At 61.0% G+C, this 15,452-nt stretch carries 13 protein-coding genes; 10 read left to right on the top strand and 3 right to left on the bottom strand.

Translation table 11 applies throughout. From position 1 onward, the window contains the following. Positions 1-93 precede the first annotated feature (93 nt). Entirely contained in the window at positions 94-2,700 is a 2,607-nt protein-coding gene (gene clpB, locus ACP7B7_RS06635; protein WP_426076116.1) for an ATP-dependent chaperone ClpB, read from the top strand. A 143-nt stretch (positions 2,701-2,843) separates the two neighbouring features. Beyond that, positions 2,844-3,917, top strand: coding sequence for a polyamine ABC transporter substrate-binding protein (locus tag ACP7B7_RS06640; protein ID WP_426076117.1), 1,074 nt, complete (start codon positions 2,844-2,846; stop codon positions 3,915-3,917). Positions 3,918-3,982: 65 nt separating this feature from the next. On the opposite strand, the gene ACP7B7_RS06645 is transcribed toward ACP7B7_RS06640, so the two are convergent. The 3 genes from ACP7B7_RS06645 to ppk1 form a co-directional block, all read right to left on the bottom strand. After that, positions 3,983-4,108: a hypothetical protein gene (locus ACP7B7_RS06645; RefSeq protein WP_308922092.1), complete on the bottom strand. Its 126-nt coding sequence runs from the start codon at positions 4,106-4,108 to the stop codon at positions 3,983-3,985. A 158-nt stretch (positions 4,109-4,266) separates the two neighbouring features. Continuing rightward, positions 4,267-4,725, bottom strand: a complete 459-nt coding sequence (sixA, locus tag ACP7B7_RS06650; protein ID WP_308922091.1) for a phosphohistidine phosphatase SixA — start codon at positions 4,723-4,725, stop codon at positions 4,267-4,269. 40 nt (positions 4,726-4,765) lie between these two features. Continuing rightward, entirely contained in the window at positions 4,766-6,856 is a 2,091-nt protein-coding gene (ppk1, locus tag ACP7B7_RS06655) for a polyphosphate kinase 1 (RefSeq protein ID WP_426076118.1), read from the bottom strand. A 290-nt stretch (positions 6,857-7,146) separates the two neighbouring features. On the opposite strand from ppk1, the gene pstS reads away from it, so the two are divergent. The 8 genes from pstS to senA all read left to right on the top strand — a co-directional run bounded on the left by pstS (position 7,147) and on the right by senA (position 15,409). After that, the gene (pstS, locus tag ACP7B7_RS06660; protein WP_426076119.1) at positions 7,147-8,196 is read left to right on the top strand and encodes a phosphate ABC transporter substrate-binding protein PstS; all 1,050 of its coding nucleotides are present in this window, start codon (positions 7,147-7,149) and stop codon (positions 8,194-8,196) included. Between the two features lie 214 nt (positions 8,197-8,410). Continuing rightward, a complete protein-coding gene (gene pstC / locus ACP7B7_RS06665) occupies positions 8,411-9,382 on the top strand; it encodes a phosphate ABC transporter permease subunit PstC (RefSeq protein ID WP_426076120.1) in 972 nt (323 codons plus the stop codon). Next, positions 9,379-10,266, top strand: a complete 888-nt coding sequence (pstA, locus tag ACP7B7_RS06670; protein ID WP_426076121.1) for a phosphate ABC transporter permease PstA — start codon at positions 9,379-9,381, stop codon at positions 10,264-10,266. The genes pstC and pstA overlap by 4 nt, the downstream gene beginning before the upstream one ends. A 60-nt stretch (positions 10,267-10,326) precedes the next feature. After that, entirely contained in the window at positions 10,327-11,109 is a 783-nt protein-coding gene (gene pstB, locus ACP7B7_RS06675) for a phosphate ABC transporter ATP-binding protein PstB (RefSeq protein ID WP_374694202.1), read from the top strand. 55 nt (positions 11,110-11,164) lie between these two features. After that, the gene (gene phoU / locus ACP7B7_RS06680) at positions 11,165-11,875 is read left to right on the top strand and encodes a phosphate signaling complex protein PhoU (RefSeq protein ID WP_308922085.1); all 711 of its coding nucleotides are present in this window, start codon (positions 11,165-11,167) and stop codon (positions 11,873-11,875) included. A 5-nt stretch (positions 11,876-11,880) separates the two neighbouring features. After that, positions 11,881-12,570, top strand: a complete 690-nt coding sequence (locus ACP7B7_RS06685) for a response regulator (RefSeq protein ID WP_034755074.1) — start codon at positions 11,881-11,883, stop codon at positions 12,568-12,570. A gap of 296 nt (positions 12,571-12,866) precedes the next feature. Next, complete coding sequence (gene phoR, locus ACP7B7_RS06690; protein ID WP_426076122.1) at positions 12,867-14,180, top strand: phosphate regulon sensor histidine kinase PhoR; 1,314 nt, start codon at positions 12,867-12,869, stop codon at positions 14,178-14,180. Between the two features lie 32 nt (positions 14,181-14,212). Continuing rightward, positions 14,213-15,409 (top strand): selenoneine synthase SenA, encoded by a 1,197-nt coding sequence (gene senA, locus ACP7B7_RS06695; protein WP_426076123.1) that lies wholly within the window; start codon positions 14,213-14,215, stop codon positions 15,407-15,409. Positions 15,410-15,452 lie beyond the last annotated feature (43 nt).

Consider the following 15,452-nt stretch of genomic DNA (forward strand, 5'->3'; position numbering starts at 1 on the left):
GCGCTGCATTATTTTGTTGCAATGTGTATGCTTGAAAAGTACTGCCACACCCCAATTTGATTCACAACGAATTAACCGGGAGCACTTTTCATCATGCGACAAGATAAACTCACCACCAAACTGCAGGAAGCCCTGGCCGACGCGCAAAGCCTGGCCGTGGGCAACGACAATCCCTATATCGAACCGGTGCACCTGCTGACCGCCCTGCTGAACCAGGACGACGGCGGCGCGCGCTCGCTGTTGCAGCGTGCTGGCGCGAATGTCGGCGGCCTGTCCAAGGCGCTCACTTCCTCGCTGGAACGCCTGCCGAAAGTCTCGGGCACCGACGGCAATGTGCAGATCAGCCGCGAATTCGCGGCATTGTTGAACTTGGCCGACAAGGAAGCGCAAAAGGCCGGCGACCAGTTCATTTCCAGCGAAATGGTGTTGCTGGCGATGGCCGACGACAAGTCCGACGCGGGCAAGCTGGCGCGCGAAAACGGCTTGAGCCGCAAGTCGCTCGAATCGGCCATCGAGGCCGTGCGCGGCGGCAATAAAGTCGACTCGCAGGAGGCAGAAGGCCAGCGCGAGGCACTGAAAAAATACACGCTGGACCTGACCGAGCGCGCGCGCAAGGGCAAACTCGACCCCGTCATCGGCCGCGACGACGAGATCCGCCGCACCATCCAGATCCTGCAGCGCCGCACCAAGAACAATCCGGTGCTGATCGGCGAGCCCGGTGTCGGCAAGACGGCGATTGTCGAAGGCCTGGCGCAGCGCATCGTCAACGGCGAAGTGCCCGAATCGCTGAAAGGCAAGCGCGTGCTGTCGCTCGACATGGCGGCCCTGCTGGCCGGCGCCAAGTACCGCGGCGAATTCGAGGAACGCCTGAAATCCGTGCTGAAGGAGCTGGCGATGGACGAAGGCCAGAGCATCGTCTTTATCGACGAGATGCACACCATGGTCGGCGCCGGCAAGGCCGAAGGCGCGATGGACGCCGGCAATATGCTCAAGCCGGCGCTGGCGCGTGGCGAGCTGCACTGCGTGGGCGCCACCACTCTGGACGAGTACCGCAAATATATCGAGAAGGACGCCGCGCTTGAGCGCCGCTTCCAGAAGGTGCTGGTCGACGAGCCGACGGTGGAGGCGACGATCGCCATCCTGCGCGGCCTGCAGGACAAATACGCGCTGCACCACAAGGTCGAGATCACCGACGCCGCCATTATCGCGGCTGCCGAACTGTCGCACCGCTATATCACCGACCGCTTTTTGCCCGACAAGGCCATCGACCTGATCGACGAGGCGGCGGCGAAGATCAAGATCGAGATCGATTCCAAGCCGGAAGTGATGGACCGCCTGGAACGCCGGCTGATCCAGCTGAAAATCGAGAAAGAGGCCGTCAAGAAAGAGAAGGACGAGGCGTCCCTGCGCCGGCTGGGCCTGATCGATGAAGAGATCGTCAAGCTGCAGCGCGAATATAACGACTTCGAGGAAATCCTGAAGGCGGAAAAAGCCGTGGTGCAGGGCAGCACGCATATCAAGGAAGAGATCGAACAGGTCAGGCTGCAGATGGAGCAGGCCACGCGCGAGAGCAACTGGCAGCGGGTGTCGGAACTGCAGTACGGCAAGCTGCCGCAGCTGGAAGCCCAGCTCAAGCAGGCCGACAGCGGCGCCGCCAGCGTGCCGTCGGACCGGCCGAAACTGCTGCGCACGCAGGTGGGCGCCGAAGAGATCGCCGAAGTGGTGTCGCGCGCGACCGGGATTCCCGTCTCGCGCATGATGCAGGGCGAGCGCGACAAGCTGCTGCATATCGAAGAGAAACTGCACGAGCGCGTGGTGGGCCAGGATGAGGCGATCACGGCCGTGGCCGATGCGATCCGCCGTTCGCGCGCGGGCCTGTCCGATCCGAACCGTCCGTATGGCTCCTTCATGTTCCTGGGGCCGACCGGTGTCGGCAAGACCGAACTGAGCAAGGCGCTGGCGACATTCCTGTTCGATACGGAAGAATCGATGATACGCATCGACATGAGCGAGTTCATGGAGAAGCACTCGGTGGCCCGCCTGATCGGTGCGCCACCCGGCTATGTGGGCTACGACGAGGGTGGCTACCTGACGGAAGCCGTGCGCCGCAAGCCCTACAGCGTGATTTTGCTCGACGAGGTGGAAAAGGCGCATGCCGACGTGTTCAACGTGCTGCTGCAGGTGCTCGACGATGGCCGCATGACGGACGGCCAGGGCCGCACGGTGGACTTCAAGAACACCGTCATCATCATGACCTCGAACCTGGGTTCGCACAAGATCCAGGCGATGGAAAGCGATGATCCCGGCGTGGTGAAACTGGCGGTGATGGCCGAGGTGCGTTCGCACTTCCGTCCCGAGTTCGTCAACCGTATCGACGAGATCGTGGTGTTCCATGGCCTGGACGAGAAAAATATCGGCGCGATCGCCAAGATCCAGCTGAAGATCCTCGAAGAACGCCTGGCGCGCATGGACATGGGCCTGGCGCTGACCGACGCCGCACTGCAGAAGATCGCCGAGGCGGGCTACGATCCGGTGTATGGCGCGCGGCCGTTGAAACGGGCGATCCAGCAGCAGATCGAAAATCCGCTGTCGAAGCTGATCCTGGAGGGCAAGTTCGGGCCGAAGGACGAGATCCATATCGATGCGCAAGGCGGCAACCTGGTGTTTACGGGTGCGCAAGTGGGTCTCGACAAGGTATAAATCTTTCCTGTAGCAGGGGGCGAGGGCGCGATCAGGCTGGACCTGACCGCGCCCTTGTTGCTATCATCAACCCTATTTTTGACGACTCTGGAGATCGGGACATGGCAAGCAAATGGCAGGCAGGACGACGCATCGTACTTGGAATGAGTTTGGCGGCGGCCGTGCTGGCGCTGCCCGCGCATGCGCAGGAAGAAAAGGTCCTGAATATCTACAACTGGTCGGACTATATCGGCGACGAGACGATCAAGAATTTTGAGAAGGAAACCGGCATCAAGGTGCGCTACGACGTTTTCGACAATAACGAAATCCTCAATGCGAAACTGGTGGCAGGCAAGTCGGGCTATGACATCGTGGTGCCGACGGCGCAATGGGCGAAGCTGCAGATCGATGCGGGCCTGCTGCGCAAGCTCGACAAGAGCAAGCTGAACAACATCGGCAACCTGGACGCCAGCCTGCAGGCCAAGCTGGCCAAGATCGATCCGAACAATGACTACCTGGTCGACTGGCTGTGGGGCTATACCACGGTGGGCATCAACGTCAACAAGGTCAAGGCCGCGCTCGGTACCATGCCGATGCCGGAAAACGCCTGGGACCTGATCTTCGACCCCAAATATGTGTCGAAGCTGAAATCGTGCGGCGTCTCCTTCCTCGACTCGCCATCCGAAGTGCTGCCGGCCGCGCTGCAATACCTGGGCAAGCCCGCGTACTCGAAAATGGCGGCCGATTACCAGGAAGCGGGCAAGGTGCTGCAGGCGATCCGCCCCTACGTGACCTTGTTCAGCTCGTCGGGCTATATCAATGACATGGCCAACGGTTCCGTCTGCGTGGCGCTGGGCTGGTCGGGCGACATCAATATCGCGCGCCAGCGTGCGCTCGACGCCAAGAACGGTAATGTGATCCAGGTGCTGGTGCCGAAGACGGCGGCGCTGATGTTCGACACGATGGCGATTCCCGCCGACGCGCCGCATCCGAACAATGCGCACGCCTTCATCAACTACATCCTGCGTCCGCAAGTGCATGCCAGCCTGACCAACAAGGTGTTCTACGCCAATCCGAATACGCCGAGCCTGAAATACGTGCGCAAGGATATCGCCGAGAACAAGGCGATCTTCCTGCCGGACGCCGACAAGCAGCGCATGGCCGCGCCGGAAGCGATCACGGCCGACATCCGCCGCCTGATGACGCGCATTTATACCAAGTTCAAAACGGGAGTCTGAAAAAAGCGATGGCGCGAGGGACGGGGATTGCCGTCACTGGCGCCATTGATAGTAACCGGGGTACGCTACTCGTGATAGCGGTCCATCAGTTTGTGGTGGCTGCCGCGCGTTTCTTCGAACAGTTCAAAGGCGACAAAGCCGATGATGGCGGCGAAGATGGCGATAAAGAGAAAGACAAGAAAGGTCAACATGATGTTTCAGCCGCCGTTGGACGGCTGTCCGCTGGGTTGCTCAATGCGCCAGCGCCAGGTGTCACCCTGATACGGCGCGGTGTTGATGCAATTAAACTCTAGCAGATAGCCGGCGCTTTACAAGCAAACTGCGCAGTCGCCTTGCGCCGGCTTGACGTTTATTTCACCACCAGGTCGTGCGCCATCACCGCCTTCAGATAGACGCTCAGGGCATCGCCCGGTTCGCGCTGCGAAAACCACCAGGCGCCGGCCTTGCGCATGTCCCAGTCCTGCACTTCACCCGTCAGCAGCAACGCGGCCGCCTGGCCCAGGGTCGGCTGGTGGCCGACGATCAGCACGGTTTCCTTGTTGCCGGGCCAGTTGGCCGCCTTCAAGATATCTTCCGCTTCGGCGCCGGGCGCCAGTTCCGGCATCAGCTTGAACTTGCGGCCCAGCGCCTCGGCCGTTTGCAAGGTGCGCACGGCCGGGCTGACCAGGATGCGGCAATTGTCGGGCAATTGCGAACCCAGCCATTCGGCCATGCGGCGCGCCTGTTTCTGGCCCTTGACGGTCAGCGCGCGTTCCAGGTCGGGCACGCCCGGTTCGGCTTCGGCATGGCGCCACAAGATAAGATCCATGATGGTTTCCTCCTGGTAGTGACTGTGGCTGTCGGCGGGCTTACTCGCCCACGTCCGGGGCGGGCGTGCCCAGGTTGTGCATCAGGTATTGCTGGGCGCTGAACGGCGTCTGCTTGGCACGCGGTTTGCGGCGCGTGTACTGGCCGGTCGGTTCCAGTTCCCAGGCATTCGTATTATCCTTCAAATACGGGTTCAGGCCTTCGGCAATCACGCGGCGTTTCAGGGCACGGTCCAGGATCGGGAACGCCACTTCCACGCGGCGGAACAGGTTGCGGCTCATCCAGTCGGCGCTGGCCAGGTAGACATCGTGCGCCAGATCATTCCTGAAATAATAGATGCGGCTGTGTTCCAGGAAGCGGCCGATCACCGAACGCACCTTGATGTTTTCCGACAGGCCAGGCACGCCAGGCTTCAGGGTGCAGGCGCCGCGCACGATCAGGTCGATCTTCACGCCGTCGGTCGAGGCCGCATACAGGGCGCGGATCACCGATTCATCGACCAGCGCATTGATCTTGACGATGATGCGGCCGCGGCGGCCCGATCGGGCGATCTTGGCCTCGTTGCGGATGGCCTTGATGATCTCGCTTTGCAAACCGAACGGCGCCAGCCACAGGTGGTTCAGGTTGTGCGGCTTGGTCAGGCTGGTCAGGTGGATAAACACTTCATTGACTTCCACCGCCAGGTCCTGCTTGGCCGTCAGCAAGCCGAAGTCCGTGTACAGCTTGGTGGTGGTCGGGTGGTAGTTGCCGGTGCCCAGGTGGGCGTAGAAGCGCAGCGCGCCTTCTTCGCGGCGGATTACCAGGGCCACCTTGGCATGGGTTTTCAACCCGACCACGCCGTAGACGACTTGCGCGCCGGCCTGTTCCAGCTTGTCGGCCCAGTTGATATTGGCTTCTTCGTCGAAACGCGCCATCAGTTCGACGATGACGGTCACTTCCTTGCCCAGCTTGGCGGCCGTGATCAGGGACTCCATCAGGTCCGAATTCATGCCGGTGCGGTAAATCGTCTGCTTGATGGCCACCACCGCCGGATCGTAGGCGGCGCTGCGGATAAAGTCGATCACGGTCTGGAACGACTGGTACGGGTGGTGCAGCAGGATGTCGTGCTTGGCCAGGGTGGCGAACAGGTCGTTGCCGATGGCTTTGTGCGCCTGGCCCGGGATGAACGGCGCGAAGCGCAGGGCCGGCTGCTTGACGTGGTCGATCATTTCCGACAAACGCACCAGGTTGACGGGACCATTGACCCGGTACAAGCGGCTCTGGTCGAGGTTGAACTGGTCGAGCAGGAATTGCGACAATTCCTGTGGGCAGTTGCGCGCCACTTCCAGGCGTACCGAGGTGCCGAACTGGCGGCCCACCAGCTCGCCCTTCAGGGCCTGGCGCAGGTTCTTGACTTCGTCCTCGTCGACCCACAGGTCGCTGTCGCGCGTGACGCGGAACTGCGAATAGGCGATCACTTCACGGCCGGCGAACAGATCCGAGATATGCGCGTGGATCACGGAAGACAGCAAGCAGAAGGAGACGCCGTCGGAAATCTCGTCCGGCAGCTTGATCACGCGCGGCAACACGCGTGGCGCCTTGACGATGGCGATCGCCGTGCCGCGGCCAAATGCATCTTTTCCGCTCAGCGAGACGATGAAATTGAGGCTCTTGTTAATTACTTGTGGAAACGGATGCGCCGGGTCCAGGCCGATCGGCGTCAGGAGCGGGCGCACTTCGCGGTCGAAATAATCCTTGACCCAGGCGCGCTGCGCCTCGTTGCGGTCCTGGTCGCGCAGCAAATGCACGCCCGCCGCACGCAGGGCTGGCAGCACGTCGTTATTGAGGATCTCGTATTGCTGTTCCACCAGCGCATGGCATTCCTTGTCGATGCGCTGCAGATTGGCCGCCAGGGCGGGGTGGCCGGCCAGGGTGCCGCCGATGCTGCCGGCCGCCAGCAGGCTGGCCACGCGCACTTCGAAGAACTCATCCATGTTACTGCTGACGATGCACAGATAGCGCAGGCGTTCGAGCAAGGGAATATTCGGATCTTCGGCCTGCGCCATCACGCGCCGGTTGAAGGTCAGTTGCGACAATTCCCGGTCAAGCAGGATGCCCGATTTGGTCACTTCCGTGTGCAGTTCAGGTTTCATATTCTTCTAACTTTACAGATAGTTAATTCTAGCCGTATTCGGGCGCGTTGACATGATGATGACGTATCAAGAGTGTAATGATGAAATATGACGTGGCCGTGACATGGGCTGTCATAAAGCGCTCTCGGGCATGTCATGAAGCGCGTCAAAAAAGGCGGTTTGCGGGGCGTAGGCAAATATTTCAACAAATTCCAGGCATGTCATAAAGCTGTCACATTCGCTTGCTAGACTGCACAGCATTCACCGGGGCATGAGGCCCCAACAACCTTGTAATAACCTGAGGACTTGATATGCAAATGAAGCAAATGTTCAAATTTATCGTCGTGGGTGCTTCGGCAGCGATGGCATTTTCTTCCGCTTCCGTCATGGCGGCAGATATGACAGGTGCTGGTGCAACCTTCCCGTACCCAATCTACGCCAAATGGGCCGAGACCTACAAAGCCAACACCGGCAACGGTCTGAACTATCAATCCGTGGGTTCCGGCGCAGGCATCAAGCAAATCAAGGCCAAGACCGTTGAATTCGGCGCATCCGACATGCCGCTGACGGCACCGGAGCTGGAAGAAGCCGGTCTGATGCAATTCCCGGCCATCATGGGCGGCGTGGTCACCATCGTCAACCTGGACGGCGTGAAACCTGGCCAGCTGAAAATGACCGGCAAGGTTGTTGCCGACATCTACCTGGGCAAGATCACCAAATGGAGCGCGCCGGAAATCGCCGCGCTGAACACCGGCGTCAAGCTGCCGGACACGGAAATCACCGTGGTGCACCGCGCCGACGGTTCGGGCACGTCGTTCCTGTTCACCGACTTCCTGTCGAAAACCAACCCGGAATTCAAATCGAAAATCGGCGCCGGTTCGGCTGTGAAATGGGCCGTGGGCGTGGGCGGCAAGGGTAACGAAGGCGTTGCCGCCAACGTGCAGCGTATCAAGGGTTCGATCGGCTACGTCGAGTGGGCTTACGCCAAGAAAAACAATATGTCGCACACCCAGCTGCAAAACAAGGACGGCAACTTCCTGCAGCCTGACGACGAAAACTTCAAGGCAGCTGCTGCTTCGGCACCATGGACCCAGACCCCAGGCTTCGGCGTGGTACTGACCGACCAGGCTGGCAAGAACAGCTGGCCGATCACCGGCGTGTCGTTCATCCTGATGCACAAGACCCAGGCTGACGCAGCCAAGGGCAAGGAAGTCCTGAAATTCTTCGACTGGGCCTACAAAAACGGTGGCGCCGCCGCCGTTGAACTGGACTACGTGCCAATGCCGGCATCGGTCGTGAAACTGGTGCAGGAATCGTGGAAAGCCAACCTGAAAGATGCATCGGGCAAGGCAATCTACTAATCTGACAGCGTTACCATAACGTCCCATCCTTGCTTCGCCGCGCCAGCGGCGGGGCAGGGAGTTAGCCAGGACCGCCCGCCCTGCATTGCAAGGCAGGCGCTCCCGGCTAAACGAGTAAAAAACAGGCATTCAGCTGTACCGTCAGTAACACCACACATGGCCCAATATGAGCGCACAATCCAACTCCTCCACGATCCCCATGCCAGGCGGCACCATGACCGATTCCCTCAGCCAGGCGGCATTGCTGTCGACCATGCGCAAGCAGCGCATGCAGGACTTCCTGTTCCACAAGGTGACGATGCTGTTCGCCCTGTCGGTGCTGGTCGTCCTGGTCGGCATCATCATTTCGCTGATCCTCGAATCGATACCGGCCTTCAAGACCTTTGGCCTGCACTTCATCTTTTCCGCCGAATGGGACCCGGTCAATGACCAGTATGGCGCCCTGATCCCCATCATCGGTACGTTGGTCACCTCCGTGATCGCCCTGCTGATCGCCTTTCCTGTCAGCTTCGGCATCGCCCTGTTCCTGACCGAAATCTGCCCGGCCTGGCTGCGCCGCCCGCTGGGCACGGCCGTCGAACTGCTGGCCGGCGTGCCATCGATTATCTACGGCATCTGGGGCCTGTTCGTGTTCGCCCCCCTGTTTGCCGACTACGTGCAGCCGGTGCTGAAAGCCACGCTGGGCAACGTGCCCCTGATCGGCCCGCTGTTCAGCGGCCCGATGATGGGTATCGGCCTGCTGACCGCCGGCCTGGTGCTGGCCATCATGATCATCCCCTTCATCGCTTCGGTGATGCGCGACGTGTTCGAGATCGTGCCGGCCGTGCTGAAGGAATCGGCTTACGGCCTGGGCTGCACCCGCTGGGAAGTGGTGCGCAAGATCGTGCTGCCGTACACCAAGACCGGCGTGGTCGGCGGCGTCATGCTGGGCCTGGGCCGCGCCCTCGGCGAGACCATGGCCGTCACCTTCGTGATCGGTAACGCCAACAAGCTGTCGTGGTCGCTGTTTGCCGCCGGTAACAGCATCACCTCGCTGCTGGCCAATGAATTCGGCGAAGCGCAGTCGCAACTGCACGTCTCCTCGCTGTTCTCGCTGGCACTGATCCTGTTTGTCATCACCTTTATCGTCCTGTCCGCCGCCAAGCTGATGCTGGCTGGCATGTCCCGCAAAGAAGGCACAAAATGAGCCAAGTTAGCACTCTCGACGTTCCGGCCAAGCCGGCCATGAACCCTGTCTACCGCAAGCGCCTGCTGATGCACCGCATCGGCATCGCCCTGTCGGTGGCCGCCATGGTGCTGGGTCTGGCCGTGCTGGTATGGATCCTGATCACGCTGATCGTCAAGGGCTTCGGCGCGCTGTCGATCGACCTGTTCACCAACACCACGCCGGCCCCCGGCAGCGAAGGTGGCGGCCTGATCAATGCCATCGTCGGCAGCGGCCTGATGGTCGGCCTGGCGACCCTGGTCAGCACCCCGATCGGCATCTTTGCCGGCATCTACCTGGCCGAATACGGCGAAGAAAACAAGCTGGCGCAAGTGACGCGTTTCGTCACCGACATCATGCTGTCGGCGCCATCGATCGTGATCGGCCTGTTCGTGTATGCCCTGTACGTGGCGCATGTAAAACATTTCTCGGGCTATGCCGGCGCCATCGCGCTGTCGCTGATCGCCGTGCCGGTGGTCGTGCGGACCACCGACAATATGCTGCGCCTGGTGCCGAACAGCCTGCTCGAAGCCGCGTTTGCCCTCGGTGCGCCGCGCTGGAAGGTTGCCACCCTGGTGCGTCTGCGTGCGGTGAAGGCCGGCGTGATCACCGGCGTGCTGCTGGCCCTGGCCCGTATCGCCGGCGAAACCGCGCCGCTGCTGTTCACGGCCCTGAACAACCAGTTCCAGAGCTTCAACATGAACGCGCCGATGGCCAACCTGCCGTCCGTGATCGCCTCGTTTGCCATGAGCCCGTACGACAACTGGCGCTCGCTGGCCTGGGGTGGCGCACTGCTGATCACCTTCAGCGTACTGGCCCTGAACATCCTGTCGCGTACCGTGTTCAGCCAAAAAGTTCCTAATTAAATATCATCACTATCAGCCGTTATCAGCTCATTACAGCGAAGCGAAATCATGAATACCCAAATGAATCCTGCCCAAGAACTGGCGCCAAAAAAGAAAACCATCGAGATTTCGGGCCTGAACTTTTTCTACGGTAAGACCCAGAGCCTGCACAACGTCAATCTCGACATCCATGAAAAGAAGGTTACGGCCTTTATCGGCCCGTCGGGCTGCGGCAAGTCGACCCTGCTGCGCACCCTGAACCGCATGTATGACCTGTATCCGGGCCAGCGCGCCGAAGGGACTATCCTGTACCGCGGCCGCAACGTGCTCGACGCCGACCAGGACGTCAACATGCTGCGCGCCAAGGTCGGCATGGTGTTCCAGAAGCCGACGCCGTTCCCGATGTCGGTCTATGACAATATCGCCTTCGGCGTGCGCCTGTATGAAGACCTGTCGAAAGGCGAGATGGACGAGCGCGTTGAATGGGCCCTGAAAAAGGCCGCGCTGTGGGGCGAAGTGAAGGACAAGCTGACCAAGAGCGGCCTGTCGCTGTCGGGCGGCCAGCAGCAGCGCCTGTGCATCGCGCGCGGCGTGGCGGTGAAACCGGACGTGCTGCTGCTCGATGAACCGACCTCGGCGCTGGATCCGATCTCGACCTCGAAAGTGGAAGAACTGATCAGCGAACTGAAACAGGATTACACGATCGCCATCGTGACCCATAATATGCAGCAGGCGGCGCGCTGCTCGGACTACACGGCTTATATGTACCTGGGCGAGCTGGTGGAATTCGGCGAGACGGACCAGATCTTCATGAATCCGGCCCGCAAGGAAACCCAGGATTACATTACCGGCCGCTTCGGCTGATTCGCCCCGCAAACGGCACACCGGCATACCATTACTGAATACGGAGACAGACAGCATGTTAGGCGAACACTCATCCAAGCAATACGACAACGAACTCGAAGCGATCCGCTCGAAAGTGCTCCTGATGGGCGGCATCGTTGAAACCCAGTTCCTCGATGCGATGACCTGCTTTCGCATCGGCAATCCGGAGCGCGCCGACCGCGTGATCCGCGAAGACGACGTCGTCAACCAGCTCGAAGTGTCGCTCGACGACGCTTGCAGCCACCTGATCGTGCGCCGTCAGCCGACCGCCAACGACCTGCGCACCATCATGGCCACCATCAAGATCATTACCGATCTCGAGCGCGTGGGCGATGAAGCGACCAAAATTGCCCGCGTGGCAAAAAATTTGCACAAGCGCGGCAACGCCGTCGTCAACCATTACGAGATGGTGCGCGGCGTCGCCAATACGGCCACCGACATGTTGCATGACGCGCTCGACGCGTTCGCGCGCAACGATGGCCAGCAGGCGCTGGCCCTGATTGCACAGGACGCCATCATCGATCATGAATTTCGCTCTATCATGCGCAACCTGATTACGTTTATGATGGAAGACCCGCGCACGATCTCGGCGGCGCTCGATACCCTGTGGGTGGCCAAGGCCATCGAACGGATCGGCGACCATGCGAAAAACATCGCCGAGTACGTGATTTACGTGGTGGACGGCAAGGACATCCGCCACACCAAATCGGCTGCCCCTGCCATTTCCGAGGAGCTCCCTGAGTAAGATTTATGGCATCTGATAAAACCACGGTATTGATTGTAGAAGATGAGCCGGCCATCGTTGAACTGGTGACCTATTCGCTGCGCGAGTCCGGCTGGAATTGCTGTTCTGTACAAAATGTCGCCGATGCTTGGGAATTCATCCAGCACCGCACCCCGCACCTGATCCTGCTCGACTGGATGTTGCCGGACCAGACGGGGCTGCGTTTGCTGTCGCGCATCCGCGCCGACCGTAATTTCGCCGCCATTCCCGTCATCATGCTCACCGCCAAGAGCATGGAAGAAGACAAGCTGGCTGGCCTCAACAGCGGCGCCGACGATTACGTCACCAAGCCGTTTTCGCCGCGCGAGCTGCTGGCGCGCGCCAAGGCGCTGTTGCGCCGCAAGAGTCCGGAACACGCGCAGGCGCCTATGCGCGCCGGCAACGTGGCGCTCGACCCCGTCAGCTGCACCGTCATGATGGATGAACAGAAGATCGATATCGGCCATGCCGAATACAAGCTGCTGAAATTCCTGCTGGCCCACCCCGAGCGCGTGTTTTCGCGCAGCCAGCTGCTCGACAAGGTGTGGGGCGACCATGTGGTGATCGAGGAACGCACGGTCGATGTCCACGTATTGCGCTTGCGCAAAGCCTTGAAGGAGGCCGAAAGCCTGATCAAGACCGTGCGCAGCGTTGGCTACATGTTGTCTGAAAAATAAAGCGTTTTTTATAGTAATGCCGTTATCAAGCTGTTCCACGTAACAAGACATAATATCAGCGGGCCGCAGACGCGAGCCTGAGAAAACGCCGATGGCGGCGTTGCAGCTCCTAGCCGTACATTCGTACTGTCGTCGTCGCTGCGCCTTGCCCTCGACGTTTTTCAGGCTCGCTTGGCCCGGAACGCCTGTGCTGAGGACTGGCGTTTTAACATGCTTTGTGGTGTGCTGGCGCAGCCGGGAAGCTAACTCAATAAACGGCATTAGCCTTTTAACAGCCTTTTTTAAGCCTGTCTCATATGAATCCGAAATTGCTGTTCTGGGTACCCGCCGCGCTGCGCATGGCGCTGGCGCTGGTGGGCGTGGCCGTGGTGTGGTATCTGTTCGGCGCCACTTACGCGCTGGGCATCGCCTTTGTGCTGATGGCGATGATGGTATTCGTACAGCTGTCGTATCTGTTCCAGCTCAGTAACTGGCTGGACAATCCGGAAAGCGCCAAGCTGCCCGACGGCTGGGGCGCCTGGACCAGCATTTTCGCGCGCCTGTACCGCATGCGCCGCGACGACGAGAAAAACCAGACCGAACTGACCGAATGGCTGGCGCGTTTCCGCCAGGCCATGCATCTGTTGCCCGATGGCGTGGTCATCATGGACGACGTGCTGTTCCTCGAATGGTGCAACCCGGCCGCCGAGAAACACCTGGGCCTGACGCATGAACGCGACAAGGGCATGCGCGTGACCAATCTGATCCGCAGCCCCGAGTTCATGGATTACATCATCCTGGGACGCTACGACCAGCCGCTGACGATCACCTTCCGCAACCGCAAGCTGATCGTGCAGATCATCCCGTTTGAAAACCGCCGCCAGATCCTCGTCACCCACGACGTGACGGAAACCGAGCGCCTGGAACGCATGCGGCGCGACTTTATCGCCAACGCCTCGCACGAGCTGCGCACGCCGCTGACGGTGATCGTGGGCTTCCTGGAAATTGCCACCGAACTCGACCTGGACGCCACCACGCGCGCGGCCCACATCAAGCTGATGACGGAGCAGGGCCACCGCATGCAGCATCTGATCGAGGACATGCTGACCCTGTCGCGCCTGGAGTCGGTCGACTACCCGCTGCGGCCCGAACCGGTGGACGTCAAGAAACTGATGCAGCAGGTGGCGCGCGATGCGAAAGCTTTGTCAGGCGGCAAGCATGACATCAAGCTGGAATACAAGGGCCCGGACGTGCTGGGCAGTTACGACGAGCTGTACAGCGCCTTCGGCAACCTGGCCTCGAACGCCGTGCGCTACACGCCGGCCGGCGGCACCATCACCCTGCGCTGGCAGGACGGCCCGGCCGGTCCGCAGTTCATCGCACAAGATACCGGCATCGGCATCAGCCAGGAGCACATTTCGCGCCTGACCGAGCGCTTCTACCGCGTCGACAAGAGCCGCTCGCGCGAAACCCAGGGCACGGGCCTGGGCCTGGCCATCGTCAAGCACGTGCTGCTCCGCCATGGCAGCACCCTGGCGATCCAGTCCGACACCGACAAGGGCAGCAGCTTTATCGTCAGCATGCCCAAATCGGTGGTCAGTCCCTTGCAAGGCGAGTTGCTGGTCAAGTAGGGAGGTTCTGGCAAAAGTCGTTACAATCAGCCATGACTTTACCCAACGCTTCTTTTCGCCACGCCAGCGCCCAGCAACTTGCACAGGCATTGAGCGCGGCGCGCCGGCATACGCTGGCGCTGTTCGACCGCTACGCGGAGGCGGGCTACGACGTGGCCGCGCGCCTGCCGCAAGAACCCCATCTGCTGCCACCGCTCTGGCAACTGGGCAATATCGCCTGGTTTGCCGAATGGTTCATCCTGCGCGAAGCGCCGACCAGCCATCCGTTTGATGCCGTCTACAACGGCCTCTTGAGCCGTGGCGACGACCTGTTCGACGCCAATCTGGTGGCGCACCGCGCGCGCTGGAACCTGGAGCTGCCCAATACCGGCGCGGTCAGGATGTATGCCCATGAGGTGCTGGACCGCGTGCTCGACAAGCTGTCGCGCGTGGCCAATCGCGACAGCGCCCTGTATCCATACCGGCTGGCGCTGGCCCATGAAGACCTGTGCGGCGAAGCCATGCTGGCCGGCTTGCAGTGGCTGGGCGTGCAGGCGCCCGCCAGCCTGCTCGATAGCAGTCCGGCGGCAACCGGCGGCGGCCAGATCGCTTTTCCCGGCGCCAGTATCGAGCTGGGGTCGCAGCGCGCTGGCGGCTTTGCGTTTGACAACGAATCTCCACCGCAAGCCTGTTACGTGCCGCCGTTTGCCATCGACAGCGCGCCCGTCACGAACGCCCAGTTTGCCGACTTTGTGCAGGATGGCGGCTACCAGAACCGCCAGTTCTGGAGCGCGGCCGGCAGCGCCTGGCTGATGCGCCAGGAGCGGTCCTCGCCCTTGTACTGGCAGCGCGACGCGCTGCAGTGGCGTACCCGGCGTTTCGGCCAGCCGGCCATCTTGCCGCCGCAGGAAGCCGTGCGTCACATCAATCTGTACGAGGCGCAGGCGTATTGCGCCTGGATCGGGCGCCGCCTGGCGACCGAGGCCGAATGGGAGTATGCTGCGACGTCCGGCCACCCGCTGTTCCAGTGGGGCCAGGTGTGGGAGTGGACGGCGACGCCGTTCGAACCGTATCCGGGTTTCGTGCCCGCTGCCTGGCGCGAATATTCGGCGCCACACTTCATGCACCACCAGGTCCTGCGCGGCGCCTCGTTTGCCACGCCGCCCCGGCTTGTCTCGCCGCGCATGCGCGCCTTCCAGGCGCCGGAACGCGGTGAGGGTTTTACCGGCCTGCGCACCTGTTCCTGGTAACGGTCACACGTTCACGCCGGCCAGCACACCATCACACAGGATT

It is taken from the genome of Janthinobacterium sp. PSPC3-1, assembly GCF_049896105.1.
In the GTDB taxonomy this organism is placed as follows: Bacteria; Pseudomonadota; Gammaproteobacteria; order Burkholderiales; family Burkholderiaceae_D; genus Janthinobacterium.

Excerpts from the sequence above, each read along its gene's own strand:
- clpB (WP_426076116.1), top strand. The coding sequence starts at position 94 with ATGCGACAAGATAAACTCACCACCAAACTGCAGGAAGCCCTGGCCGAC.
- ACP7B7_RS06640 (WP_426076117.1), top strand. The coding sequence starts at position 2,844 with ATGAGTTTGGCGGCGGCCGTGCTGGCGCTGCCCGCGCATGCGCAGGAA.
- ACP7B7_RS06645 (WP_308922092.1), bottom strand. The coding sequence starts at position 4,108 with ATGTTGACCTTTCTTGTCTTTCTCTTTATCGCCATCTTCGCCGCCATC.
- sixA (WP_308922091.1), bottom strand. The coding sequence starts at position 4,725 with ATGGATCTTATCTTGTGGCGCCATGCCGAAGCCGAACCGGGCGTGCCC.
- ppk1 (WP_426076118.1), bottom strand. The coding sequence starts at position 6,856 with ATGAAACCTGAACTGCACACGGAAGTGACCAAATCGGGCATCCTGCTT.
- pstS (WP_426076119.1), top strand. The coding sequence starts at position 7,147 with ATGCAAATGAAGCAAATGTTCAAATTTATCGTCGTGGGTGCTTCGGCA.
- pstC (WP_426076120.1), top strand. The coding sequence starts at position 8,411 with ATGACCGATTCCCTCAGCCAGGCGGCATTGCTGTCGACCATGCGCAAG.
- pstA (WP_426076121.1), top strand. The coding sequence starts at position 9,379 with ATGAGCCAAGTTAGCACTCTCGACGTTCCGGCCAAGCCGGCCATGAAC.
- pstB (WP_374694202.1), top strand. The coding sequence starts at position 10,327 with ATGAATCCTGCCCAAGAACTGGCGCCAAAAAAGAAAACCATCGAGATT.
- phoU (WP_308922085.1), top strand. The coding sequence starts at position 11,165 with ATGTTAGGCGAACACTCATCCAAGCAATACGACAACGAACTCGAAGCG.
- ACP7B7_RS06685 (WP_034755074.1), top strand. The coding sequence starts at position 11,881 with ATGGCATCTGATAAAACCACGGTATTGATTGTAGAAGATGAGCCGGCC.
- phoR (WP_426076122.1), top strand. The coding sequence starts at position 12,867 with ATGAATCCGAAATTGCTGTTCTGGGTACCCGCCGCGCTGCGCATGGCG.
- senA (WP_426076123.1), top strand. The coding sequence starts at position 14,213 with ATGACTTTACCCAACGCTTCTTTTCGCCACGCCAGCGCCCAGCAACTT.